At 64.4% G+C, this 23,858-nt stretch carries 19 protein-coding genes; 4 read left to right on the top strand and 15 right to left on the bottom strand.

What is annotated here, in order from left to right:
• The 4 genes from carA to BLR25_RS12450 all read right to left on the bottom strand — a co-directional run bounded on the left by carA (position 1) and on the right by BLR25_RS12450 (position 3,351).
• Positions 1-1,161 (bottom strand): glutamine-hydrolyzing carbamoyl-phosphate synthase small subunit, encoded by a 1,161-nt coding sequence (carA, locus tag BLR25_RS12465; RefSeq protein ID WP_218122730.1) that lies wholly within the window; start codon positions 1,159-1,161, stop codon positions 1-3.
• A 167-nt stretch (positions 1,162-1,328) separates the two neighbouring features.
• Positions 1,329-2,135 carry a 4-hydroxy-tetrahydrodipicolinate reductase gene (gene dapB, locus BLR25_RS12460; protein WP_091938113.1) on the bottom strand — a complete coding sequence of 269 codons (807 nt, stop codon included), beginning with the start codon at positions 2,133-2,135 and terminating at the stop codon, positions 1,329-1,331.
• A gap of 1 nt (position 2,136) precedes the next feature.
• Positions 2,137-2,613 carry an outer membrane protein assembly factor BamE gene (locus tag BLR25_RS12455; RefSeq protein WP_091938111.1) on the bottom strand — a complete coding sequence of 159 codons (477 nt, stop codon included), beginning with the start codon at positions 2,611-2,613 and terminating at the stop codon, positions 2,137-2,139.
• Positions 2,614-2,709: 96 nt separating this feature from the next.
• Positions 2,710-3,351: a putative metalloprotease CJM1_0395 family protein gene (locus tag BLR25_RS12450; protein WP_091938109.1), complete on the bottom strand. Its 642-nt coding sequence runs from the start codon at positions 3,349-3,351 to the stop codon at positions 2,710-2,712.
• A 293-nt stretch (positions 3,352-3,644) separates the two neighbouring features.
• On the opposite strand from BLR25_RS12450, the gene BLR25_RS12445 reads away from it, so the two are divergent.
• Together BLR25_RS12445 and BLR25_RS12440 are read left to right on the top strand one after the other, a co-directional pair.
• Entirely contained in the window at positions 3,645-5,243 is a 1,599-nt protein-coding gene (locus BLR25_RS12445; RefSeq protein ID WP_091938107.1) for a transglycosylase SLT domain-containing protein, read from the top strand.
• A gap of 92 nt (positions 5,244-5,335) precedes the next feature.
• Complete coding sequence (locus tag BLR25_RS12440; RefSeq protein ID WP_091938106.1) at positions 5,336-6,439, top strand: S1C family serine protease; 1,104 nt, start codon at positions 5,336-5,338, stop codon at positions 6,437-6,439.
• Between the two features lie 45 nt (positions 6,440-6,484).
• Here the strand turns inward: BLR25_RS12440 and BLR25_RS12435 are convergent, their stop codons facing one another.
• The 7 genes from BLR25_RS12435 to BLR25_RS12410 all read right to left on the bottom strand — a co-directional run bounded on the left by BLR25_RS12435 (position 6,485) and on the right by BLR25_RS12410 (position 16,363).
• On the bottom strand, positions 6,485-8,551 hold the full coding sequence (locus BLR25_RS12435) for a bacteriohemerythrin (protein ID WP_143009846.1): 2,067 nt from the start codon (positions 8,549-8,551) through the stop codon (positions 6,485-6,487).
• Positions 8,552-8,633: 82 nt separating this feature from the next.
• Positions 8,634-9,545: a malate dehydrogenase gene (locus tag BLR25_RS12430; RefSeq protein WP_091938102.1), complete on the bottom strand. Its 912-nt coding sequence runs from the start codon at positions 9,543-9,545 to the stop codon at positions 8,634-8,636.
• Between the two features lie 63 nt (positions 9,546-9,608).
• Positions 9,609-11,606: an ABC transporter ATP-binding protein gene (locus tag BLR25_RS12425; protein WP_176785871.1), complete on the bottom strand. Its 1,998-nt coding sequence runs from the start codon at positions 11,604-11,606 to the stop codon at positions 9,609-9,611.
• Positions 11,607-11,614: 8 nt separating this feature from the next.
• On the bottom strand, positions 11,615-13,039 hold the full coding sequence (locus tag BLR25_RS12420) for an ABC transporter permease (RefSeq protein WP_091938098.1): 1,425 nt from the start codon (positions 13,037-13,039) through the stop codon (positions 11,615-11,617).
• Positions 13,036-14,016, bottom strand: a complete 981-nt coding sequence (locus BLR25_RS12415) for an ABC transporter permease (protein ID WP_091938096.1) — start codon at positions 14,014-14,016, stop codon at positions 13,036-13,038. Before BLR25_RS12415 ends, BLR25_RS12420 begins: the two co-directional genes overlap by 4 nt.
• 9 nt (positions 14,017-14,025) lie before the next feature.
• The gene (locus BLR25_RS21285) at positions 14,026-14,196 is read right to left on the bottom strand and encodes a hypothetical protein (protein WP_176785870.1); all 171 of its coding nucleotides are present in this window, start codon (positions 14,194-14,196) and stop codon (positions 14,026-14,028) included.
• The gene (locus BLR25_RS12410; RefSeq protein ID WP_091938094.1) at positions 14,186-16,363 is read right to left on the bottom strand and encodes an ABC transporter substrate-binding protein; all 2,178 of its coding nucleotides are present in this window, start codon (positions 16,361-16,363) and stop codon (positions 14,186-14,188) included. Before BLR25_RS12410 ends, BLR25_RS21285 begins: the two co-directional genes overlap by 11 nt.
• Positions 16,364-16,554: 191 nt before the next feature.
• On the opposite strand from BLR25_RS12410, the gene fabI reads away from it, so the two are divergent.
• Positions 16,555-17,355 carry an enoyl-ACP reductase FabI gene (fabI, locus tag BLR25_RS12405; RefSeq protein ID WP_091938092.1) on the top strand — a complete coding sequence of 267 codons (801 nt, stop codon included), beginning with the start codon at positions 16,555-16,557 and terminating at the stop codon, positions 17,353-17,355.
• Positions 17,356-17,467: 112 nt separating this feature from the next.
• On the opposite strand, the gene BLR25_RS12400 is transcribed toward fabI, so the two are convergent.
• From BLR25_RS12400 to BLR25_RS12385, 4 genes are all read right to left on the bottom strand, one after another.
• Positions 17,468-19,372, bottom strand: coding sequence for a SurA N-terminal domain-containing protein (locus BLR25_RS12400; RefSeq protein WP_091938090.1), 1,905 nt, complete (start codon positions 19,370-19,372; stop codon positions 17,468-17,470).
• A gap of 167 nt (positions 19,373-19,539) precedes the next feature.
• Complete coding sequence (locus tag BLR25_RS12395) at positions 19,540-20,430, bottom strand: sugar phosphate isomerase/epimerase family protein (RefSeq protein WP_091938088.1); 891 nt, start codon at positions 20,428-20,430, stop codon at positions 19,540-19,542.
• Positions 20,427-21,326: a VOC family protein gene (locus BLR25_RS12390; protein WP_091938086.1), complete on the bottom strand. Its 900-nt coding sequence runs from the start codon at positions 21,324-21,326 to the stop codon at positions 20,427-20,429. Before BLR25_RS12390 ends, BLR25_RS12395 begins: the two co-directional genes overlap by 4 nt.
• A 116-nt stretch (positions 21,327-21,442) precedes the next feature.
• Entirely contained in the window at positions 21,443-22,213 is a 771-nt protein-coding gene (locus BLR25_RS12385; protein WP_091938084.1) for an IclR family transcriptional regulator domain-containing protein, read from the bottom strand.
• A gap of 167 nt (positions 22,214-22,380) precedes the next feature.
• Here BLR25_RS12385 and BLR25_RS12380 point away from each other — a divergent pair.
• Positions 22,381-23,858, top strand: a 1,478-nt coding sequence (locus tag BLR25_RS12380; RefSeq protein ID WP_218122729.1) for an aldehyde dehydrogenase family protein, incomplete at its 3' end; no start/stop codon positions are given.

Below are 23,858 nucleotides of genomic sequence, written 5' to 3'. Positions count from 1 at the left end.
TTACTTTCCCTCGGCCTTTTTGTCTTGCATGAGCTTAATGAAACGGTCAAAGAGATAGGCGACGTCGTGCGGTCCCGGACTCGCTTCCGGGTGTCCCTGGAACGAGAAGGCCGGCACATCGGTGCGCGCGATGCCCTGCAGCGAGCCGTCGAACAGCGACACGTGCGTCGGCCGGACATTCTCCGGCAGCGTCTCGGCATCGACCGCGAAGCCGTGATTCTGGCTGGTGATCATCACCTGCTGCGTGTCGAGGTCCTTGACCGGATGGTTGGCGCCGTGGTGGCCGAATTTCATCTTCACCGTCTTGGCGCCGGACGCCAGCGCCAGCAACTGGTGACCGAGGCAGATACCGTAAGTCGGAATGCCCTTGGCCAGCAACTCGCGGATCGCCGCGATCGCGTAATCGCAAGGCTCGGGATCGCCCGGGCCATTCGACAGGAAAATCCCGTCCGGATTGTATTTGAGCACCTCGGCGGCCGGCGTCTGCGCCGGCACCACAGTCACCTTGCAGCCGCGCTCGGCCAGCATGCGCAGGATGTTGCGCTTGACGCCGTAGTCGAAGGCGACGACATGATAGCTCGGCGCCGCGCCATCGACGTAGCCCTTGAGCGTCCAGGTCCCGGCACTCCATTCGTAGGGCGAATCGACCGAGACCACTTTCGCCAGATCCATGCCGGCCAGCCCCGGGAAGGCGCGGGCTTCCGCCAGCGCGCGCGCTTCGTCGAGCACTTCCGACGGCGTACCGGCGAGGATACAACCGGCTTGCGCCCCCTTCTCGCGCAGGATTCGCGTCAGCTTGCGCGTGTCGATACCGGCGATGGCGACGATGCCGTGTTTCTTCAGATACTCCGGCAGCGTCTGCTGCAGACGCCAGCTCTCGGCGCGCAGCGGCAGATCGCGGATGACGAGACCGGCGGCGTAGTTGGCGCGCGATTCGAAATCCTCATCGTTACAACCGACATTGCCGATATGCGGGTAGGTCAGCGTGACGATCTGGCGGCAGTAGGACGGATCGGTCAGGATTTCCTGATAACCGGTCATGGCCGTATTGAACACGACTTCGCCGCTGGTCGAACCGGCGGCACCGATCGCGTAGCCGCGGAACACGGTTCCGTCGGCCAGCACGAGAATCGCGGGCGGAAGAGAGGGTAACAACGACACGTAGGACTCCTGTTCCGTGGCTTAGATATGCAAAAGCGGGAGGGCGTTCAGCCCTCCCGCTAACTTTCTGAAAACCTTGAGATTATAGCTCAAGGGCCGCCTCCCGGCAATCGCCGGACGGCGAGAAGGACGCTCCGGGCGCCCGAAAACTGCCGAATTTCCGGTTATTAGCGCAGGCCGAGCACGTCCTGCATGTCGAAGAGACCGTTCTCCTTGCTGGCCAGGAAACGCGCCGCACGCAGGGCGCCGAGCGCATAGGGCATGCGGCTGCCGGCCTTGTGGCTGATCTCGACGCGTTCGCCGATACCGCAATACATCACGGTGTGATCGCCGACGATGTCGCCGCCGCGCACGGTGGCGAAACCGATCGTCGACGCGTCACGCTCGCCGGTCACGCCCTCGCGCCCGTAGATCGCACATTCCTTGAGATCGCGGCCGAGCGCGTTGGCGACGACCTCGCCCATGCGCAGCGCCGTACCCGACGGCGCATCGACCTTGAGCCGATGGTGCGCCTCGACAATCTCGATGTCGTAACCCTGCGAAAGAATGCGCGAGGCGATGTCGAGCACTTTGAATACCGTATTGGCGCCGACGCTCATGTTCGACGAGAACACCACCGGGATGTCCTTGGCCGCTTCGGCGATCTGGCGCTTGCCGTCATCCTCGATGCCGGTCGTGCCGATCACCATCGCCGTCTTGTGCTTGCGGCAGAGCGCCAGATGCGCGAGTGTCCCCTGCGGACGCGTGAAATCGATCAGGCAGTCGGCGGCGGCAATCGCAGCCTCGACATCGGCCGAGACGACCACGTCGCAGGACAGGCCGACGAGTTCGCCGGCATTCTTGCCGATCGACGGCGTACCGGCTTGATCGACCGCGGCGACCAGCACCGCCTCGCCATCCTTAAGCGTCGACTCGATCAGCATTCGCCCCATGCGCCCACCGGCTCCGACCACTGCAATCTTGACTCCGCTCATATTAAAACCCCACTTTTTCCAGAATTCGTCCAAAAAAGCCGCGCTCTTCCTGCTGCGGCGGTGCCTTGACATCCGCCCCGACCGAACCGAGATCGAGCTCCTGCATGGCGTTCCCCGCGCGGACCGCCTCGCCCGTCGACGCCGCCGCCACATCGCCGGCCACTCGGATCAGCTTGCCATCGGCGTCGAAAAAGACCGTAAACTTGCGCCGCTCGGTATCGCCCGAATTACCCTTCCTCAGGCTGTAAAAATACTCCCAACGACTGGCATGGAACATGTCCGTCAAGACCGGGGTGCCAAGGATGTAGCGGACCTGGTCCTTGGTCAGACCTGGGCGCAACTGCGACACCATGTCCTGAGACAGGACGTTGCCCTGCTGGATGTCAATTTTGTATTCGTTGACGAAACGCGGTACGGAACTACAAGCGGCAATCGCACTGAACAGCAAGGCCGTCGTGGCAAGTCGGAGAAAATTCATGCGCGGGGAGTCTTCGCTGGTTTCGGGGATGCAGGCTCAGGCGACAAGGCCCGGCACTGCGCCGGAGGCCGTATCATACCCGAAAACCCGTCGGCATCAGGCGAAGAGATCGAGCGACGATCCCAGAGCGGCTTGTACCCCCGATTGCTGCACGGCACGATAGAACACGACCGAGGCCGCCGCTGATACTGATGCCGCTGCCGAAGCCGCCGATGCCGCCTCCGAGCCTGACTGCGCTGACGCGCCCTGCTCGGACTGCTGGGCGAACACTTCGCTGCGCGCCTTGTTTTCCATCTGCGCCGCAATACTGGCCACGCCGCGATCCTGCGGCGACGGGTCGGCCGGTGCCAGCGCAGTCTGCTGAATGTGCTGCGCTTTTGGAATCGTCGCCTCGGGCGTATCGGCCGGCGACGTATCGATCGAGACCTCGCCCGCAACGGCGTAGCGCTTCTGGTCGGGACCGACCGTGTAGGAATACGTGGCACCACCGCGGATCAGGTTGCCGCCAACGGCGATATGGGCTTGTTCGTGCCGATGCACCCGGGCATCGGTCTGCTTCAGTGCTTCTATCTGGCGCTGCTGCTCCGGTGTCAGCTCTTCTTTCGGACGCGCCTTCGCCCGACTCGACGCAACAGTCGTGGAGACTTCTTGCGCTGAACGCTGCGCATCGGTACGCGCAAGCAGACCGTACTGGAAGTTTGTCGAAGCAGAGTTCGTTGAAACGCCGCCGATCATCATTCGAAAGGCCCCGAAACGTCACCGGAATACTCCCATAGGATAGCCGATAAGCCGATGATTTTCCAGTGCAAAGACAGCCACCCCAAACAGCGCCCGTGCCAATCGCCGCAAGGCCTTCCCCCTGGCTGTCGCCGAAGGTGAATGAGCGCTGGCCGCTTGCGCTATAATGCGCCGTTCCGCTTTCCCGACAGGCGCCGGACATCCTCTGCCAACGCGGCTGCGCCGCTGGCAATCGCCTGTCTTCCACCCCAACCGTTACGCCAAGCTTCGCCGCGCGCTTTGACGAAAACCGGATGACGCCACGCTCTCCCCTCCTGAAGGCACTGACGACCCTGATCCTGTGCATCGCACTGGGCGTGGTCTCGGGCTGCGCCAGCGTCGCGCCGGGCGGCCCACTTCCGGAAGGTGCCGTCGCCCCGTCGGCCGACGCGACGACGCGTAGCGAGGCAAAGCCGCGGATCAAGCCGTCTTCGCCGTCCGCCGGCGCGACGATGCCCTTGCAGACCTACGAGATATCGACCGCGCCGGTCGCCGTACCGACGATCGACCTCACCGCCGAAACCGAAGACATCCTGCAGAGAATCCGCAACGGTTTCGCCATGCCGGACATCAACAACGATCTCGTGCTCGCGCACCAGCAGTGGTATCTGAACCGGCCCGACTATCTGCGCCGCATGGTCGAGCGCAGCAGCCCCTTCCTGCATCACATCGTCGAGGAAATCGAGAAGCGCGGCATGCCGATGGAACTGGCGCTGCTGCCAATGGTGGAGAGCGCCTACAACCCATCCGCCTACTCGCGCGCCAAGGCCTCGGGCCTGTGGCAGTTCATCCCGGCCACCGGCAAACGCTACAAGCTCGACCAGAACTGGTGGAAGGACGAGCGGCGCGACATCGTCGCCTCGACGGCGGCGGCGCTCGAATACCTGCAGTCGATCTACGAGATGCACGGCGACTGGCATCTGGCGCTGGCTTCCTACAACTGGGGCGAAGGCGCCGTCGCAAAGGCTGTCAACAAGAACCGCGCACTCGACCTGCCGACCGACTATCTCAGCCTGACGATGCCGCGCGAGACGCAAAACTACGTCCCCAAGCTGCAGGCGCTCAAGAACATCTTCAGCAACCCGACGCTGCTCAGCGAACTCGGCATCCCGCAGATTCCCAACCGCCCCTATTTCGCGACGATCAGCAAATCGGCCAACATCGACGTCAAGGTCGCCGCCCAGCTGGCCGGCATGCCGGTCCAGGAATTTGTCGCGCTGAATCCGGCCCACAACCGCGCCGTCATCGTCTCGGACAGCCCGATGGTCATCCCGGCAGAAAAGGTCGACAACTTCGTCAGCAATCTCGAGGCGCACGAGGAAAACAACAAACCCTTGTCGGCCTGGCAGTCCTACACGCTGCGCCCCGGCGACCGGCTGGAATCGGTGGCGCCGCGCTTCGGCATGTCGGTCGCCAACCTCAAGGCCGCCAACGGCATCAAGGGACGCATCCGGGTGACGCCGGGCCTTACGCTGCTGGTCGCTCGCCACGGCGGCGCCGACATGGCGCCGTTGCCGGGACAACCGCGCCTGCCTGAAGCCGACCCGGAACCGGCAGCACGTCGGCATACGGTCGCCAAGGGCGAGACGCTGCCCGGCATCGCCCGGCGTTACGACATCTCGCTCGCCGAACTGCGCCGCCTCAACAACCTGAAGAGCGACACGGTCAGCGTCGGCACCCGTCTGCTGCTCGCGTCGGCCGCGAAACCGGCGACGCGAACCGACAAACCGGTGAGCAAATCCCCGATCAAGCTGGCGCCCCGCCCTGTCGCCGCCAAGCCCGGCACGACCGCGAGCAAGATCGCGCCGAAACCGGCGCCTGCCCCGGCCAAAAAGCCCGCTGCCAAGAAATAGGCTGTCTCCCGGCTGCGCCCCCGTCAACGCGGATTGAATCCTGCGGACACACACCCGTCTAAGCGATAGTTTCAGACGATGGAGACCGCTTCATGATGTCACTTCAATGGTTCCGGCAGCGTGCCCTGCTCGCGGCAACCGCGCTGTGCCTGATAGCTGCTGGCGCCGCCGCACAAGGCAATGTCGCGGCCCCCCGTCCCGTCAGCCCACGCGGCGAACTGACCAGCGACGAACGATCGACGATCGACCTGTTCGAGCGCTCGCGCGACTCGGTCGTTTTCATTACCACCCGCGCCCAGGTCCGCGATTTCTGGACGCGCAACGTCTACTCGGTACCGCGCGGCACCGGCTCGGGCTTCATCTGGGACGAGGCCGGTCACGTCATCACCAATTTTCACGTCATCGAAGACGCCAGCGAGGCGATCGTCAAGCTGGCCGATGGCCGCGAGTTCAAGGCCTCGCTCGTCGGCGCCTCGCGTGCGCACGATCTCGCCGTGCTGCGCATCGGCATCGCCGCACGCCGGCCGGCACCGGTCCCGATCGGCACCAGCCACGACCTGCGCGTCGGCCAGAAGGTGCTGGCGATCGGCAACCCCTTCGGCCTCGACTGGACGCTGACAACCGGCATCGTCTCCGCCCTCGACCGCTCGCTGAGCGGCGACGACGGCTACACCATCAACCACCTGATCCAGACCGACGCGGCGATCAACCCCGGCAATTCGGGCGGCCCGCTGCTCGACTCGGCCGGCCGCCTGATCGGCGTCAACACGGCGATCTACAGCCCCAGCGGCAGCAGCGCCGGCATCGGCTTTGCGGTGCCGGTCGACACCGTCAATCGCGTCGTGCCGCAACTCATCCGCTCGGGAAAATACATCCGTCCCAGCCTCGGCGTCGAACTCGACGAAGACCTCAACCGCCGCCTGTCGCGGCTGCTCGACGTGGCCGGTGTCGTCGTCCTGCGCGTCGGTGCGGGCACGCCTGCCGCCAACGCCGGGCTGAAAGGACTGACGATCCTGCGCAACGGCGAGGTCACCGCCGGCGACATCATCACCGCCGTCGAGGGCAAACCGGTCGATAGCGTCGGCAAACTGCTCGCCCGCCTCGATGATTTCCGCGTCGGCGATACGGTCAGGATCAGCGTGCTGCGTAACGGCAAGACGATCGAACTGCGCCTCGCGCTGCAGGCCGGCATCTGAGTGCCGGCGCTTATTTCAGCACTTGCCTCGAGGCGAGACCGGCGCTCAGCCGCCGGCGCGCTTTGACAGATAAGCGGCGAGTTCCTTGTCGACCTTGAGGATGTGGTTGAGCAGCCAGTCGCGGATGAAGGCCATCAGTTCGATGCTGATCGCCGCCTTGCCGCTATCGAACTTCTCCTTGAAGGCGCTGACTTCCTCGACCAGCTTGCGATGCGCTTCCTTGTGCGCATCGCTCTGCGGATAGCGATGCTTGCGCATTTCGCCTTCCTCGTAGCCGAAGTGCCGGACGGTATAGTCGACGAGTTCGTTGAGCACACGCCCCGACACCTCCGCCCCGGCGCCGTTGTGCATCGCCGAATTGAGCGCGTTGGCGATCTCGACGAGCCGCTGGTGCTGCGTATCGATTTCGGCATACCCCACTGCCAGCGCCGGCGACCACTCGATCAGCGGCTTCACCGACGCGCCCTGGCGCCGCGTCGCGCCGGTCGCATGCTCGCCGAGCTTGAAACGCCGCGTCATCTGGAACAGTTCGTTGGCATCGCGCTCGAGCACGCGCGAGGTTTCGTGCGACTGGCGGATCGCTTCGTCGGCCTGGCTCGTCGATTGCGAGACATGGTCCATCTGCTCGACGATTTCCGAGATGCGACGCGCCTGCATGTCGGTGGACGCCACCAGTTGCTGCATCTTGTCGAGCGAAGCCATGGCGTAGGCTTCGATATCCTGAAGCGTGCGGGCGGCGACATCCGACTGCTCGACGCCCGAGGCGATCACCGGCGCCGCATCGTTCATTCCCTTGACCGCAACGGCGGTCTCGGTTTCGATCGTCTGCATCACCTGGCTGATTTCCACCGTGCTCGCCGTCGTCCGTTCGGCCAGCTTGCGCACCTCGTCGGCGACGACCGCGAAGCCGCGTCCCTGCTCGCCGGCCCGCGCCGCCTCGATCGCGGCATTGAGCGCGAGCAGGTTGGTCTGGTCGGCAATCTCCTTGATGACGATCGACATCTTGCCGATTTCATGCATGCGCTCGACCAGATGCAGCACCTGCTCCGACGAGCGGCGCACCATCGCGGCGATGCTCTGCATCTCCGACGAGACCTTGCCGGCCAGCGCCGCGCCCGCCTTCGAGCGTCGCGCCACTTCCTGCGAGCCGACCTCGGTTTCGTTGGCGAGGCTGGTGACGGTCGTCACGCTCGCCGACAGTTCGAGCACGCCCTCGCGCGTTCCCTTGACCACCGAGGACTGCAACTGCGTCGCCATGTTGATCTGATTGGCCTCGGACGACAGCGTTTCCAGACTGCCGCGCACTTCCAGCGTATTTTTCTCGATCGCCAACAACAGGTCGCGCAGATTGGACTGCATCTGCGAGAGCACGAACAGCAGGCTTGAACGGTCGCCCGCCTGCAGGGCGAATTCGCCGGTCAGGTCGCCCTGCGCCATCTGGCGCGCGATGCGCATCGCATCACGCGGCTCGCCGCCGAATTCATCGACGATGCTGCGCCGAACCAGGCGCCCGACGACGATCAGGATCAGCGTCGTGACGAGTACGACGACGCCGAGCCGGATCGCCTCGCTCTTGAAATCGGCGTTCATGTCGTCGACATAGACGCCGGTGCCGACCACCCAACCCCAAGGCTCGTAGAGCTTGACGTAGGAAATCTTCGCCTCGGGCAACTTGCTTTCCGGCTTGATGCCGACGTAATCGACGAAGCCGGCGCCGGCCTTGGCCGCCTTGACGAATTCGAGATAGATCGGTTTTCCGGCCGGATCCTTGTTGTCGCTCTGGTCCTTGCCTTCGAGTTGCGGGCGGATCGGATGCATGAGGTTGCGCGGCTGCAGATCGTTCAGCCAGAAATACTCGGCCTTGTCGTAACGCGCCTTGCGCAGGCTTTCCTTGGCCTGCGTCTGGGCTTGTTCGAGTGTCAGCGCGCCGGATTTCGCCAGCCCGTCGTAATACTCAAGTTGCGTATGCGCGTATTCGACGAGATTCTTGATCTTGTCCTTCTGTCCCTCGACGATGCAATGCCTGAGCGCCATCAGCGCAAAGACGTAAATCAGGATCAAGCCCGCCGCTCCCAGCAATGCCGGCAGATACATGCGGGTGGACAGCTTCATTTTGGCAAACACCGAACGACTCCCTCATTTTGCAATACAGAAAACCTCCCGCGCGCGGGAGGAACGCGTCATGACACCAGCTTCAGGCGCCGCGGCAGAGCGCCAGCGTCGTCCGGATCGACTCGGCGCTCGATCTCAACTGCTCGCGCTCGTCGTCGCTGAGCGCCGGATGCAGGATGCGCTGCACGCCGCTACGGCCAATGACACAGGGCAGCGACAGGCAGACGCCGTCGATGCCGGCGTAGCCGTCCGACCACACCGACACCGGCATCGTCTGGCGACTGTCATGGACGATGGCGCCGACGATCATCGCCGCCGCGCGCGCGATGGCGTGGTTGGTATAGCCACGGATCCGGAAGACCTCGACGCCCTCCTCCATCGCCCGCCGCGCCAGTTCGCGCTGGTAGCCGACGTCGTCGGCGAGTTCGCCGGCAAGATTCACCGAGGAGACGAGCGGCACCATGTGCGGCCCGTGTTCGCCGAGGATGTAGGCACGGATGTCATTGCTGTGCACACCGGTATAGCCCGAAATCGCCGCGCGCCAGCGCGCCGTGTCGAGCAGCGTGCCGCTGCCGATGACGCGCTCCCACGGGAAACCCGTCACTTCGAGCGCATAGCTCGTCAGCACATCCATCGGATTCGAGAGCATCAGCAGGATCGCCGACGGGCTGCGCCGGGCGATCTCCGGCAAGAGCTTGCGCATCAGCGCGCCATTGCCGGTCGCATAGTGGTTACGGTCGGTGACGCCCGGCGGCAGGCTCACCGACGCGGTCACGATGACGATGTCGGAATCGGCGCTGTCAGTGACGTCACCGCCGAGAATCCGCATCGGCGAACCGCCGACACAGGCGGCGTGGTGCAGGTCCATCGCCTCCGCGCGCGCCAGGTCGCGATTGAGATCGACGAGCACCAGCGTCTTGCACAGTTGTTCGGAAACCAGCGCAGCGGCGATCGACGAACCGACGCGGCCCATGCCGAAAATCGATATTTTCATTGCATCCTCATGTCAAAAAAGTGCGACCGGATTGCGCCTTCGTCATAGAGAAGGCGCGTCGGTTCATGCATGGTGGCAGTTTACCCGATGCGACACGGAAAACGACCGTTCGTCGGGATACGAAGTCCGGCACAGTTCGCTTGCGCGCGGGCAACGCGGATGAAAATGGCATCCCGACGGCGGCTTCGCCGGCGACGGCGTCTCGCCCGCCAGGCGTATGACAGGACGATCGTCGAGACCGGGGCTCGGGACCGCCGACAGCAACGCCTGCGTATAGGGATGGCGCGGCGCGCGCAGCACCTCGTCGACGCGGCCGCGTTCGACGATACGTCCGAGATACATGACGGCGACGTCGTGGGCGAGGTAATCGACGACGGCGAAGTTGTGGGTGATGAACAGGAAGGCAAGGCCGAGCGATTCCTGCAGCGATTTCAGCAGGTTGAGGATCTGCGCCTGGACCGAGACGTCGAGCGCCGACGTCGGCTCGTCGCAGACGATCAGGTCGGGCTGCACGGCGAGCACGCGGGCGATGGCGATGCGCTGTCGCTGCCCGCCGGAAAACTCGTGCGGATAGCGCCCGGCGGCATCGACCGGCAGGCCGACCTGCCCGAGCAGACGCGCGATCGCCGCGGCGCGCTCCGGCCCGGCGTCGCCGATGGCCAGCGCCTGCATGCCTTCGGCCAGGATATCGCCGACGGTCAGACGCGGATTGAGCGAGGCGAACGGGTCCTGGAAAACCATCTGCATCTGCCGTCGCAGGGGCCGCAGCGCCGCGCGCGGCAAACCGGTCAGTTCGCGCCCATCGAGGTGCACGCTGCCACCCGTGGGTTCGATCAGACGCAGGATCGCCTTGCCGGCGGTCGTTTTGCCACAACCCGATTCGCCGACCAGCGCCAGCGTGCGGCCGCGACCGAGTTCGAGCGAAACGCCATCGACGGCTTTGACGTGGCCGACCGTCTGCCGCAGCAAACCACGCCGGATCGGAAAATGCACCTTGAGCGCATCGACCGTGAGCAGCGACGGCGTCGGCATCGCCGGCGGCATCACGGCAACACCCGGATCGCCGCGATGGGCCGGCGCGATCTCCGCGAACCGGTGACAACGCACGCGATGTCCGCCGCCGAGATCGGTCCAGCCCGGCGACCGTTCGCGACAGCGCACCTCGACATGCGGACAGCGGTCGGCAAAGCGGCAACCGGCCGGCATCGCCGACAGCGGCGGCACCTGGCCGGGAATCGTTTCCAGCGCGCGGCCGCGCGCCGCCACGTCGGGCAAGGCGGCGAACAGCTTGTGCGTGTAGGGATGGCGCGGCGCGGTGAAGAAAATCTCGCGCGGCGCTTCCTCGACGATCTCGCCGGCATACATGACGCCGACCCGCTGCGCCATGCGCGCGACGACGCCAAGATCGTGCGTGATCAGCAGCATACCCATGCGCCGCTCGTCCTGCAGGCCGCGCAGCAGATCGAGGATCTGCGCCTGAATCGTCACGTCGAGGGCGGTGGTCGGCTCGTCGGCGATCAGCAGCCGCGGCTCGCCGGCCAGCGCCATGGCGATCATCACGCGCTGCTTCATGCCGCCGGAGAGCTGGAAGGGATATTCGCCGAGACGCCGTTCGGCGTCGGACAGGCCGACCGCCTGGAGCAACTCAAGCGCGCGCGCCGCGACCGCCGTGCCGGACAGCCCGCGATGGCGTTCAAGCACCTCGCCGATCTGGCGACCGACCGTCAGCACCGGATTGAGACTCGTCGCCGGTTCCTGGAAGATCATCGCCATGCCGCCGCCGCGCACGCTGCGCATCTCGGCTTCCGACAGGCGCAGGAGATCGCTGCCGGCGAAATCGACCTCGCCGCCGAGCACGCGCCCGGCGGGCGGCAACAGTCGCAGGAGCGACAAGGCTGTCGCCGACTTGCCGCAACCCGACTCGCCGAGCAGCGCCAGCGTCTCGCCGGCGCGCAGGTCGAAGCTGACGCCATCGACGGCGGTCAGCACCTGGCCGCCGCGACCGGCGGCAAAGCCCATGCGCAGGTCGCGCACGCGCAGCAGCAGGTCATCGTTCTTCATTGGCGCGTTCATGCGACGGCCGCCCGTGGATCGAAGGCGTCGCGCACGGCGTCGGCCAGCACATTGGCGGCCAGCACCAGCGCGAACATGAAGGAGAAGGCCGCCGCCAGCGACCACCACACCATCGGTTCGCGCGCCAGTTCCATGCGCGCGTTATTGATCATCGTGCCGAAGCTGATCGTCGTCGGATCGACGCCGATACCGACATAGGACAGCACCGCTTCGGACAGGACGAGGCCGGAGAAATCCATGACCAGCGCGATGATGACGAGGTGCATCAGATTGGGCAGGATATGGCGCGCCAGGATGCGCAGGTCGGCGACGCCGAAGGCCTGCGCCGCCTGGATGTATTCGAGCTCGCGCAACTTCAGCGTCTCGCCGCGCAGCAGGCGGCAGAGTCCGGTCCAGCTGGTCATGCCGAGGATCAGGCAGAGCGCCAGCAGGCGCAGGTCGGCACGTTCGGCGGCGGTGGCGAACCACTGCGGATGCGTGTCGATCACCACCTGCATCATCAGTACCGCTGCCGCGATCAGCAGCACGCCGGGAATCGAGGACAGCGTCGTGTAGAGGTACTGGATCAGGTCATCGACCCAGCCGCGCCAGTAGCCGGCGAGAATGCCGAGAGCAACAGCGATCGGCAGCGTCACCAGCGTCGTCACGAGGCCGATGACGAGCGCCGTGCGCACGCTTTTCAGCACCTGGTAGAAGACGTCCTGCCCGACCTTGTCGGTGCCGAAAACATGGTAATCGACGCACAGCGCCAGCAGCGGCGCCGCCGTCAGCGCGAGCGCGCCAAGGCTGAACAGCACCGCGTTCCAGGCGATATCGGTGTCACCGCGCCAGAGTCGGCGGACGGCCTGCGGCCAGGGGATCGCCTGCCGACGCGCCAGCAGCACAGCGCCGACGCCGGAAACCACCAGGATCAGGGCCAGCGCGACCACTTCGGCGGCCAAGACGCGGCCGAGCACATCGGCATCGCGCTGCGCTTCGTCCTCGCCGAGATGCGCGCCGCCAAAGGCCAGGCGCGGAAAATCACGGACGGCGTGCACGGCACCGCCGGCGTCGCGGACCTCGATCGACTCCTTGGCATAGGCGCGCGTCGCCAGCGGCGCCGAGTAAGTTTTCTCCATGCGCGTGCGCAGCGGCGCGGCCAGCGCATCGAGCGCCGACAACACCTCGATCGAATACGCGGCCGGTTGGTCCGGCGTCCGGTTCGCCAGCGGCGGACGGTAATGCAGCGAATCGAGCAGGCCAATGAGAACGAAGACGAGGAGCACCGTCGCCGCCGCCATGCCCGGCCGGTTGCGACCGACACGCCGCCAGGCGGCGCGCAACGGCGGCGTGCGCGACGAGGCCCAGCCGAAGGCGACGACGCCCAGCACCAGCAGCCAGATCAGCGCGTCGGACCAGAGCAGGACGGGCTGGATGCTCATGATTCGAAGCGGATCCGCGGATCCACCCAGCTATACGAGAGGTCGGTCAGGATCAGGCCGACGATGTAGAGCACCGAACCGATGAAGACCATCGCCCGGACGACGGCGAAATCCTGCGCCTGGATGGCGTCGATCGTGTAGCTGCCGAGACCGGGAATGCCGAAGAAGGATTCGGTCAGCAGCGAGCCCATGAAGAGCAACGGAATGACGACGACGACGCCGGTCAGGATCGGGATCAGCGCATTGCGCAGCACATGCCGGAACAGCACGGCGAGTTCGGAGAGTCCCTTGGCACGTGCCGTCCGCACGTAATCCTTGCCGATCTCCTCAAGGAAGATCGTGCGATACCAGCGCGTCGACGAACCGATGCCCGAGACGACGCCGATCAACACCGGCAGGATCAGGAATTTCCAGGCATCGAGCCCGGCGCTGAAGCCCGAGATCGGCACCAGCCGCCACAGTTTGCTGATCAGGTATTGCCCGCCGATGATGTAGAACAGCCCGGAAATCGACATCATCGCCACGCACAGCACGACGCCCCAGAAATCGAGCGGCGTCGCGCGGAAGAACGCCAGCATCAGCGCCAGGCAGACGGTGACGAACAAGCCGAGCACGAAGGTCGGCAACGCAATCGCCAGCGACGGCCCCATGCGTGTCCGGATCTCGCGGGCGATGTCGCGGCCGTCCTCGGCACGGCCGAAATCGCCGACGAAAAGCCGTGCCGACTTGGTGAAGAAGATCGTCTCGGTGACGACGCCGACGCCCGAGGCCTGCGCATTGACGAAGAGCGGCTTGTCGTAGCCGCGCTCGGCCTTCCACTTTTCGATCGCCTCGGCCGTCACGCGCTTGACGCCGAGTTGCATGCGCGCCATGTCGTCGGGCGTATTGACGATGAAGAACAGCGCGAAGGTGATCAGATTCACCCCGATCAGGATCGGAATCGCATAGAGCAAGCGGCGGACGAGGTAGGCGAACATGACGACGGATTATGCCTCAAGCGGCGCGGCGATGCCGAGGCGTTGGCGCAGTCGCCCGCACTCGGGATCCAGCGACGCATCGTCGAGAAACACCTGAAACCCGCGGCGGACGGAAGAACGCCGGGCGCAGATCGTGCGGCGATTGTCGTCGGCAAGCACGAAACCGGGACTATCGGCCATCGTTCCCCCGCGCATTGCGCCGTTCGCGCCGGCGATAGGCGACGACGGCCGGCACCAGGATGGCGAGACCGACGGCCAGCAAGGCTGCCAGCGGCCACAGCACCGGCGCGTTCCAGGCATGACGCGCGGCGGCGCGGGCGGCGACGTCGATGCGCTGGTACTTGAGGATATTGTTGGCGACATCGTTCGGCTTGCGGTTGAGCAGCCAGGCGTGACCAAGCGTATAGCTCTTCGGATGGAAGCCGAACACCCAGGGGGCGTCTTCCTGCAGCAGGCGGTTCATGCGCCGGACGATATCGAGGCGCTGCGGCGTGTTGTCCATATCTTTCATTTCGGCGAACAAACGATCGAAGGCCGGACTGGCATAGTTCGAAGCGTTCTCGCCGCCCTGCGCCACCTTGCTTTCGGCCCCCGCCAACAGGAAGAAGAAATTCTCCGGATCGGGATAGTCGGCGTTCCAGCCGAGGTAATAGAGCTGCACGGCACCCTTGCGCAGCTTCTCCTGGAAGCGGTTGAAATCGGTCGAGCGCACGACGAGCTGGATGTCGATCTTGGCGAACTGCCGCGTCAGCCAGTCGAGCCGGGACTTGTCGCCCATGCCGCCGCCGGTGGTATCGAGATTGAGGACGAGCGGTTCGCCGGTTTTCGCATCGCGCCCGTTCGGCCAACCGGCCTCGGCGAGCAGCGTGCGCGCCGCCTCGACCGATTTGCGCCGGGCACGGCCGTCGATCCAGTCGTAAACCACCGGGTTGATGCCGCCCTCGCCCTCGACAAAGCCGAAGATGCCGGGCGGCAAGGGACTCATCGCCGGAATCCCGCGCCCGTTCATGAAGATCGAGATGAACTCCTCCTGATCGACGGCGATCGACACCGCCTGGCGCAGCTTGCGCGCCCGCGCCTCGCCGACGCCGTCCTTGCCGCCAACGACCGGGTCGAGCAGGTTGAAGCCCATGTAGAAGGTCGAGGTGCGCACACTCGTCAGCAGCCGGATGCCCTTGGCCTGCATCTCGTCGGTCAGCGCCACGTCGCCACCGACGGCGAGGCGCACGGCCTGGTCGAAGCTGTCCGAGGCAATGCCGGACGCATCGTAGTAGCCCTGCAGGAACTTGTTCCAGTACGGGATGCTTTCCTTCTCGCGCGAGAACACGGCACGGTCGATCAAGGGCAGCGGCTTGCCGCAATCGGCGAGCAGCCCGGCCTCGCGGTCGCCGGCCTCGCCTTCGCAGGGGTAGGTCTCGCCGTGGAAATTCGGATTGCGGTCGAGCACCATGCGCCGGTTCGGATTGTTCTCGGTCAGCATGAACGGCCCAGTACCGACCGGGTACCAGTCGAGCGACAGATTTTTCGCCGCCATGCCCGGCTGGCTGTAGAAACGATCGACCTCGCGCGGCACCGGCGCGAAGAACGGCATCGCCAGCCAGTAGAGGAATTGCGGATACTTGCCCTTGAGCGTGACGCGGTAGGTGCTTCGATCGATACGCTCGACGCCGGGCAGCGGGAAGCGGTCGAGGTCGAGCCAGGCGTCGGGATTCGCCTTGGCCGCCTGCTGCAGCGCGTCGCCGAGTTCGCGCAAGCCGACGATGTGCGCCGCCATCATGCCGAAGATCGGCGAATGCAGATGCGGATGGGCGAGGCGCTTGATCTGGTAGATATAGTCGTCGGCGGTCAATTCACGCGTACCGGTGCGCGGAAAATCGGCGATCCGCTCGACCTTCGCCAGCATCGCCGCATCGATCGTCTCGTAAACCGGGCGGCCGTCGTCGCCGACGGCGAAGGCCGGATGCGGCTGGTAGCGGATGCCCGGACGCAGGCGGATTTCATAAACGCTGCGCGCGATCGACGCGGCCGGCGCATCGGCCGGCAGGCGCTTGCCGGCAGCATCGTAGTAAACCGGCGTCGGCACCTGCTCGGCAGCGCCGGGAATCAGCGTGTAGGGCCGCTTGAGATAGTGATACTGCAGCGGCGGTTCGTAGATCTGGGCGATGAAGGTGTTTTCGTCCTCGGTGTAGGACTGCGCCGGATCGAGGTGTTTGGGCCGTTCGGTGAAGGCCGAATAGAGGATCGCCTGCCCGCGCTCGGCGGCTGGATACGGATCGTTCTGCTCGCTGTCGCAGGCGGCCAGCAGGGCCGCGCCTGCCAGCAATACAATCAGACGCAAAAGGGACATGGACGGAGTTTAACCCGAGGCGCCCGCGCATGGCCAACCGGCGGACGATAAAAAGGCACTGTAGCAAGCCCCTGACGCCCATCCGGGCATTGCCGCCAAAATCCCCTATAATGCGCACCTGACGAATCCCGGCCGGACACGGCCGGACGGATTCATCCGTTAGAACGTTAGCACTCGCCATTGGAGAACACATGGGATTTCTTGCAGACAAGCGCATTCTGATCACGGGCCTTCTGTCCAAGCATTCGATTGCCTACGGCATCGCCAAGGCCTGCCACCGCGAGGGCGCCAAGCTCGCCTTCACCTATCAGAACGAGCGCTTCGAGGAGCGCGTCGCCAAGTTCGCGGCCGAATTCGACAGTACGCTGATTTTCCCCTGCGACGTCTCCGACGACGCACAGATCGACCAACTCTTCGTCGAGATCGGCAAGCACTGGGAAGGCCTCGACGGCATGGTGCACTCGATCGCCTACGCGCCGACCGAAGCCATCGAAGGCGACTTCCTCGACGGCATCACGCGCGACGCCTTCCGCATCGCCCACGACGTCTCGTCGTACAGCTTCCCGGCGCTGGCCAAGGCCGCCCGTCCGCTGCTGCTCAAGGGCAACAATCCGGCCCTGCTGGCGCTGACCTACCTCGGCGGCGTGCGCACGATGCCGAACTACAACACGATGGGCCTCGCCAAGGCCAGCCTTGAAGCCGCCACCCGTTACCTCGCCTTCTGCCTCGGCCCGCAGGGCATCCGCGCCAACGCCATCTCGGCCGGCCCGATCAAGACGCTGGCCGCCTCGGGCATCGGCAACTTCGGCAAGCTGCTCGCCTACAACGCACACCACGCGCCGCTGCGCCGCAACGTGACGATCGAGGAAGTCGGCAACGTCGCTGCCTTCATGCTGTCGGATCTCGCCAGCGCCATCACCGGCGAAATCACCTACGTCGACGGCGGCCTCAACACCACCGCGCTCGGCAATACCGATCCGCTACCGGCCTGATCCGCGCCGCGCAAGCGCGCAAAGCAAAACGCCGATGGCAAGCCATCGGCGTTTTTTTATCCTCTCGCGCCGGGGAACGCTGTCATTCCCCGAGCGCTTATAACCGACAGGATCAGCGCGACTCGCGCGATTCCAGCACGGCCGTGTTGATGTCGATCTTGGTCCGGGCGCGCAGCGCATTGACATACGCCGACAACTCTTCCTGCGCCAGAATCCGCGTGTATTCGTTGCGCAGCGCCTGACGACGCGCCTCGTCGAGTTTCTCCGGCATGCCCACCTTGACGATCTTGTAGATCGCGTAGCCGTTGCCCGCACTGGCGCCGACATAGGCCGGCAGCTTCTGGGTATCGGCCTTGAAGAGCGCCCGGACGGCGACCGGCGACAAATCGCGCGGCGCCATGCGCGAGGCCTGCTTGCTTGCCGACCACGCCAGCTTGTCATCGCCCCCCTTGCGGAGTTCCTCGAGACGCGCTTCACCGGCGGCCTGCGCGAGGCTCGCCGCTTCACGCAGCTTGAGCAGTTTTTCGATATCGGTGCGAACCGACTCGAAGGGCTTCGTCGAGGCCGGCACATGCTCGAGCACCCGCGCCGCCAGGAGCGTGTTCTGGGCGATCTCGTAGGCTTCGGTATTGCGCTTGCCCTTGATCGAATCTTCCGAGAACAGCGCGCCGAGAATCTTCTCGTTGGCGAACGGCCCGAGCGCCGCCGCTTCGCGCGGGTCGGGATTCTTCTTCAGCCAGCCGCTCTGCTGGATCTTGAGCTTGAATTTCTCCGCCGCCGGCTGGAGGCTGTCGGACTGCTCATACACCATGTTGTTGAAGGCTTCCGCCGCCTCGGCGAACTTGCGCGTCGCCGTCTGCCGCTTGAGGTCGCTTTCGATGTCGGCACGCACCTCGTCAAGCGAACGCACCTTGCCAGGCTTGATGCCGGTCAGCTTGATGATGTGGTAACCGAATTCCGATTCGAGCACGTCCGAAATCTCGCCTTCCTTTTGCTTGAAGACGGTGTCTTCGAAGGCCTTGACCATCGAACCGCGGCCGAAATAGCCGAGATCGCCGCCGGACTTGGCCGAACCGGGATCCTGCGAATACTGCTTGGCGAACTCGGCGAACTTCGCCGGCGCCTTGCGCACTTCCTTGAGCACGTCCTCGGCCTTCGCCTTGGCCGCCGCCTTCTCGCCCTCGCTCTTGGCCATGATCAGGATATGGCTGGCACGGCGCTCTTCCGCCTGCTGGTATTTGTCCTTGTGGCTCTCGTACCAGGATTTCACCTCGGCGTCGCTGACCGTCGCCTGCGACTGGATCGCGTCCTGCGACAGGATCAGGAACTCGGCCTTGACCTGCTCGGCGATTTCGAACTGTGCCTTGTTCTCGTCATAGTATTTCTGCGCCGCGTCGGCCGCGAGCTTGACCTTGTCGAGGAACTGCTCGGCCGGGAAGCGGAACTCGTTGAACTGCCGTTCCTCAAGCTGCAGGTTCGTGACGGTGTCGGCCTGCGCCCGGGCGACGAAGGCCGAATCGCCGACCGTGCCCATCAGCTGCCGCATCGTCAGATCCTGGCGCAGCTTGGCTTCGAACTGCGGCTGCGACATGCCCTGGGCGCGCAGCACGCGTTCGTATTTTTCCATCGAGAACTTGCCGTCGTCCTGCAAGGCCGGGATCTTGGCGATGACGTCGCGCAGCGCCTCGTCGGTGGTAACGAGCCGGTTCTTGCTCGACTCGATCAGCAGCAGGCGCTGGTCGATCATGCCGTTGAGCACGCTCAGACGGGCGTCCGGCGTATTCAGCATCTCCGGCCGGAAATTCTGGCCAAGCGCCTGACGCATCTGGTCCTGGCGCTCGCGCAGCGCAGCATCGAATTGCGGCACGGTGATCTTGGTGTCGCCGACACTGGCGACATCGCTGCCGGCACCCGAATTCCGGACATAGGAGTCGACGCCCCAGAAGGCGAACGGCAAGGTGATCAGCCCCAGGAAAATCTGAACGATTCTTTGATTGTTGCGTACGGCGTCAAACATGATGATGGCCTGATGTCAGTAATAAAAAAGGCGAACTGGCGTTCGCCTTCTGCAATGGCGGCTAAAAACGGCATTTGCCCCGCCGGGGCCGCCGTTTCGGCGTCGGAAGGATACCAGAAACGCCGCCGATACGTAAGGACAGTGGCAAGAACAGCCTCCGGCACACGTCAATGCCGGCCGGCTAGCCGCAGGCGCTCCATATTGGGAACCGGCAGCGTCCGCCGCAGCACCGTCTCGCCGAGCCAGTCGGCGGCACGACGGGCGCGCAACGCGATTTCCTCGGGCGGCATCTGCAGATAGTCGCTGTTGTAAACGTCGAAGCTGTAATCGCCGAAATAGCCGTTATCCTCCAGCTTGACGACGAACTTCGAGAGAATGTCGCTGTGCGCGCCCTCGCCCGGGAACACCCGGAAGCGCGCTGCGGTCATGATCTCTTCTTCGGGAGAGCGCACTTCCTGCAGCATGAAATCGGAGAGCTGGACGAGGAAAACGCGCGGCGTGAAGATCGCGTCGAGGTCTTCGACCGGCACGCCGGCGGCGATGATGTCGAAGACGTCGATGGCGAGGCCGAGATTCGGACAATCGGCCAGGCCGACGATATCGGCGGCAGCGATGAAATCCTTGGCCGTGCGGCTCCAGGACAAGCCCTTGTAAGCAATGCGGATGCCTTTCGGCAAGGCGAGGAAGGCCAGCTTGCGCAGATCCTTGGCGATCTTCTCGGGATCGGTATCGGCATGGGTCGAGGATGAGGCTTCGGTCATCAGCAGACGGCTCTGGATACGATCGCACAGGGTCAGCATCGACTTGGCGACATCGACCTTGTACTCGTGCATGCGGCCGCCCAGCCCCTCGAAATCGCGCAGCGCCTCCAGCCCGGTGACGCGCAGACCGCTGTTGCGGATGGCCTGCACCGCGGTTTCGGTGTCCTGCGGATGGCCGACGATATCGGCCGCCGAAATCATGATCTGGGTAAATCCGGCCCGCTTGGCCGCCGCCAGACGCGTCTCGAGCGAGCCGGCGAGCGAGGCGCTATCGATGCCAAAATCGTTGAAATTCATGATTTCGTGGCTTGCGTATCGGGAGACGTATGGACCAGTTCGAACATCACGCCGCCGAGCAAGGCGGTCGTCAGCGCGCCGCGCTCGGTGGTGCGGACGCGCTCGGTCGACAGGAATTCGATGCCGCGCTTTTCGAGTTCGGCGGCGGTGCCGAACACATCGGGCGTGCCGAGGCCGATCCGCTGCAGGTTCTCTTCCATCGCCGCGAACTGCGCCGCGCCCTCAGGCTCGATCAACTGCAGGAAGAAACTGCGGCACGGGCTTTGCAGCAGCACGCCGCGCGGCATGATGCCGTAGCGGACGTTATCCGGGATGCGGGTAAAGCCGAAAATCTGGCGGTAAAACTCGACCCAGTCCTCGGCGCGCTCGACGCCGACATACTGCACGACGCCGAAGAAACTCAGGTTGTTGATCGCCGGCGGATGGCGCTCGACGCCGGGAATGGTGCGAAAATCAATGTCGAAGATCGAGAATTCGTCATAACGGTCGACAAAATAAATCAAGCTTTCGCCGACGCCGTGAATGCCGGGAATATTGAGTTCCAGCGCCTGCGCCCGCGGCGGCACGTCCCAGCAGCCAAGGTCCTTCGCACGCTGGAACGCCGCCTCGGCGTCGCGCACGCGGAAGGCCATGGCGCTGATGATCGGATGTTCGACCGGCGACACCGTGCGCGGCAGATCGGCCGGCTGCGAATTGATCACGATGTTCATCGATCCCTGGCGGTACAGCTCGACCTCGCGCGAGCGGTGCCGCGCCACCGGTCGAAAGCCCATGCGTTCAAGTACCTCGCCGAGGGCTTGCGGACGCGATGTCGTGAATTCGATGAATTCGATCCCGTCCATGCCGATCGGATTGATCAGCTCGGGAATCGATTCGTGGTCAGCGTGATGTTCCATTCCACCTCCTGCGTGTCTCGTCCTGCGATTTATCGCGCCGGACCGGCCGGCGCCTGCGTTATTGACGACAGTATATCCTCTGCCGCCGCAATCGCAGCGACTGGATCACCGCTTTCTCAAAATGCCGACATCAGCGCGTATTCGGCCTCGCGCAGCAGCGGCAAGGCCCGCGCCACGGCACGCTCCGAGGTCTCGCCTTCCATCGGCAGGCTGACGCTGACGGCGCCGACGATCTCGCCGCTGCGCTTGCGGATCGGCACGGCGATGCCGCGCACCGACAGCGTCAATTGCTGTTCGAGCAGCGCGTAACCGCGATTGCGCGCATTATTGATGTTCTCGCGCACCGCCGCCTCGGTCGTCGCCGTGTGCGGCGTATAGGCGACGAACTTGCGCCCCGACAGCCAATGGTCGATCTCGGCCGGCGACTGGCAGGACAGCATGGCGACACCGGCGGCGACGAGATTCGCCGACAGCCGCGCACCGAGCACGAAGCCGACATTCTGGATCTGGCTGAAGCCGTCGCGCGCGACGAAGACGACGTCATCCTCGTCGAGGACGGCGAAGAAGGCGGCCCCGCCAAGGGCGACGCTGATGCGTTGCAGGTGCGGTTGCGCGGCACGCGGGACCTTGGCCGAATCGAAATACGACCAGCCGAGACGCAGCACCTTGGGCGTCAGCCAGAAATGCTGACCGTCGCTGTCGACGTAGCCGAGATGCTGCAAGGTCAGCAGATAGCGGCGCGCGGCCGAGCGCGTGATGCCGGTACGCCGCGCCGCGGTCGAGGCGGTCAGGCGCGGATGCGCGTCGTTGAAGGCCTCGATGACCCTCAGCCCCTTTTCCAGACCGGCGATCCAGTCGCGCTTGTCGAGATCAATTTTCTCAATCATCGCTATTTCCTAACGTAATTTGCGCGATTAACGAACACTATTGCGCGATTGTCGCGCAATAGTCAACTTTCAGCAATGCAACGCGCGCAGCTTGCTCCTACCATGGGCAAAAAAGAGTGTCGATCCAGGACCGGAACGAACGTAATCATCAAAACACAGGAGCGGACATGAGCAGACAAAATGACATGGCGGAGCGCTACGCGGAGCTGAAGTGCACGCCGGAGCAGATTCAGGAGCTGGACGAGGCGTTTGCACGGGCTGACAAGGCGCAGCGCGAGTTCGAGAAGTGGGACCAGGCGTCGATCGACCGGACGATCCAGTCGATTGCGCAGATCGTGGCCAATTCCAAGACTTTCCATGAACTGGTGCTCCTCGGCATTTCCGAGAGCGATTTTGGCGATCCGATCAGCCGCGAGGCCAAGCGTTTCAAGATTCGCGGCATCCTGCGCGACTGTCTGCGCGAGAAGTCCGTCGGCATCATCGAGGAGATTCCCGAGAAGCGCATCGTCAAGTATGCCAAGCCGGTCGGCGTCATCGGCTGCGTCATTCCTGCCACCAACCCCGACCTGACCCCGGCCGGCAATGCCATTTACGCGATCAAGGCGCGTAATGCCATCATCTTCTGTCCGCATCCGCGCACGCTCAAGACCAGCCGCAAGACGATCGAGTTGATGCGCGAAGGCCTGCGCCGCGTCGGCGCCCCGGAGGATCTCGTCCAGATCCTCGGCTACAAGGGCAAGATCAACAAGGGTTTCTCCGAAGCGATGATGACCAAGGTCGACCTGATCATCGCCACCGGCGGCCAGGGCGTCGTCCGTCGCGCCTACATGTCCGGCACCCCGGCCTATGCCGTCGGCGCCGGCAATGCCACGATGATCTGGGACGAAACGGCCAAGCAGGATCTCAACAAGGCCGCTTTCAACACCATGCGCTCGAAGACCTCCGACTTCGGCTCCGGCTGTTCCGCTGACGGCAACATCGTCATTCACGAGAGCATCTGGGCAGACGCGCTCAAGGAACTCGTCGCCGTCGGCGGTTACATGATGAGCCCGGCCGAGCAGGACGCCATGCGCAAGTCGATGTGGGACGACGAATGCCATCGTCACTCCGACACCGTCGCCTTGTCCGCCGTCGATATGGCCAAGCACGCCGGCTTCGCCATTCCTGAAGACCGCAAGTTCCTCATCGCCTCGCACGGCACCGGCATCTTCAACGAGTCGCTCGAAGGCGTCTGGTGTCGCGAGAAGCTCTCGACCGTTCTCGCCGTCCATCAGTACCGCGGCGAATTCCAGAACGCCATCGACACCATCATGGCCATCCATGAAGTCGGCGGCATCGGTCACTCGGTCGGCATCTTCTCCTTCGATGACGATCACATTCACCGTCTCGCTTCCGTCGCTCGCGTCGGCCGCATCATGGTCCGTCAGCCCCAGTCCAAGGCCAACTCCGGCAGCATGAACAACGGCATGCCGATGACCTCCTCGATCGGCTGCGGCACCTGGGCCGGCAACGCCACCAGCGAAAACATCCACCTCCATCACTACATGAACGTCACCTGGGTCTCCAGAGAGTTCGACAAGCCCGATCCCATGATCGATGCCGAACTCTTCGGCGAGTTCTACGACCCCGAACTCGAAAAAATCCA

The sequence above is a fragment of the Propionivibrio dicarboxylicus genome (genome assembly GCF_900099695.1).
In the GTDB taxonomy this organism is placed as follows: domain Bacteria; phylum Pseudomonadota; class Gammaproteobacteria; order Burkholderiales; family Rhodocyclaceae; genus Propionivibrio; species Propionivibrio dicarboxylicus.
Note: the sequence above shows the minus strand (reverse complement) of the source record. Positions and strands in the feature narration are given on the sequence as shown.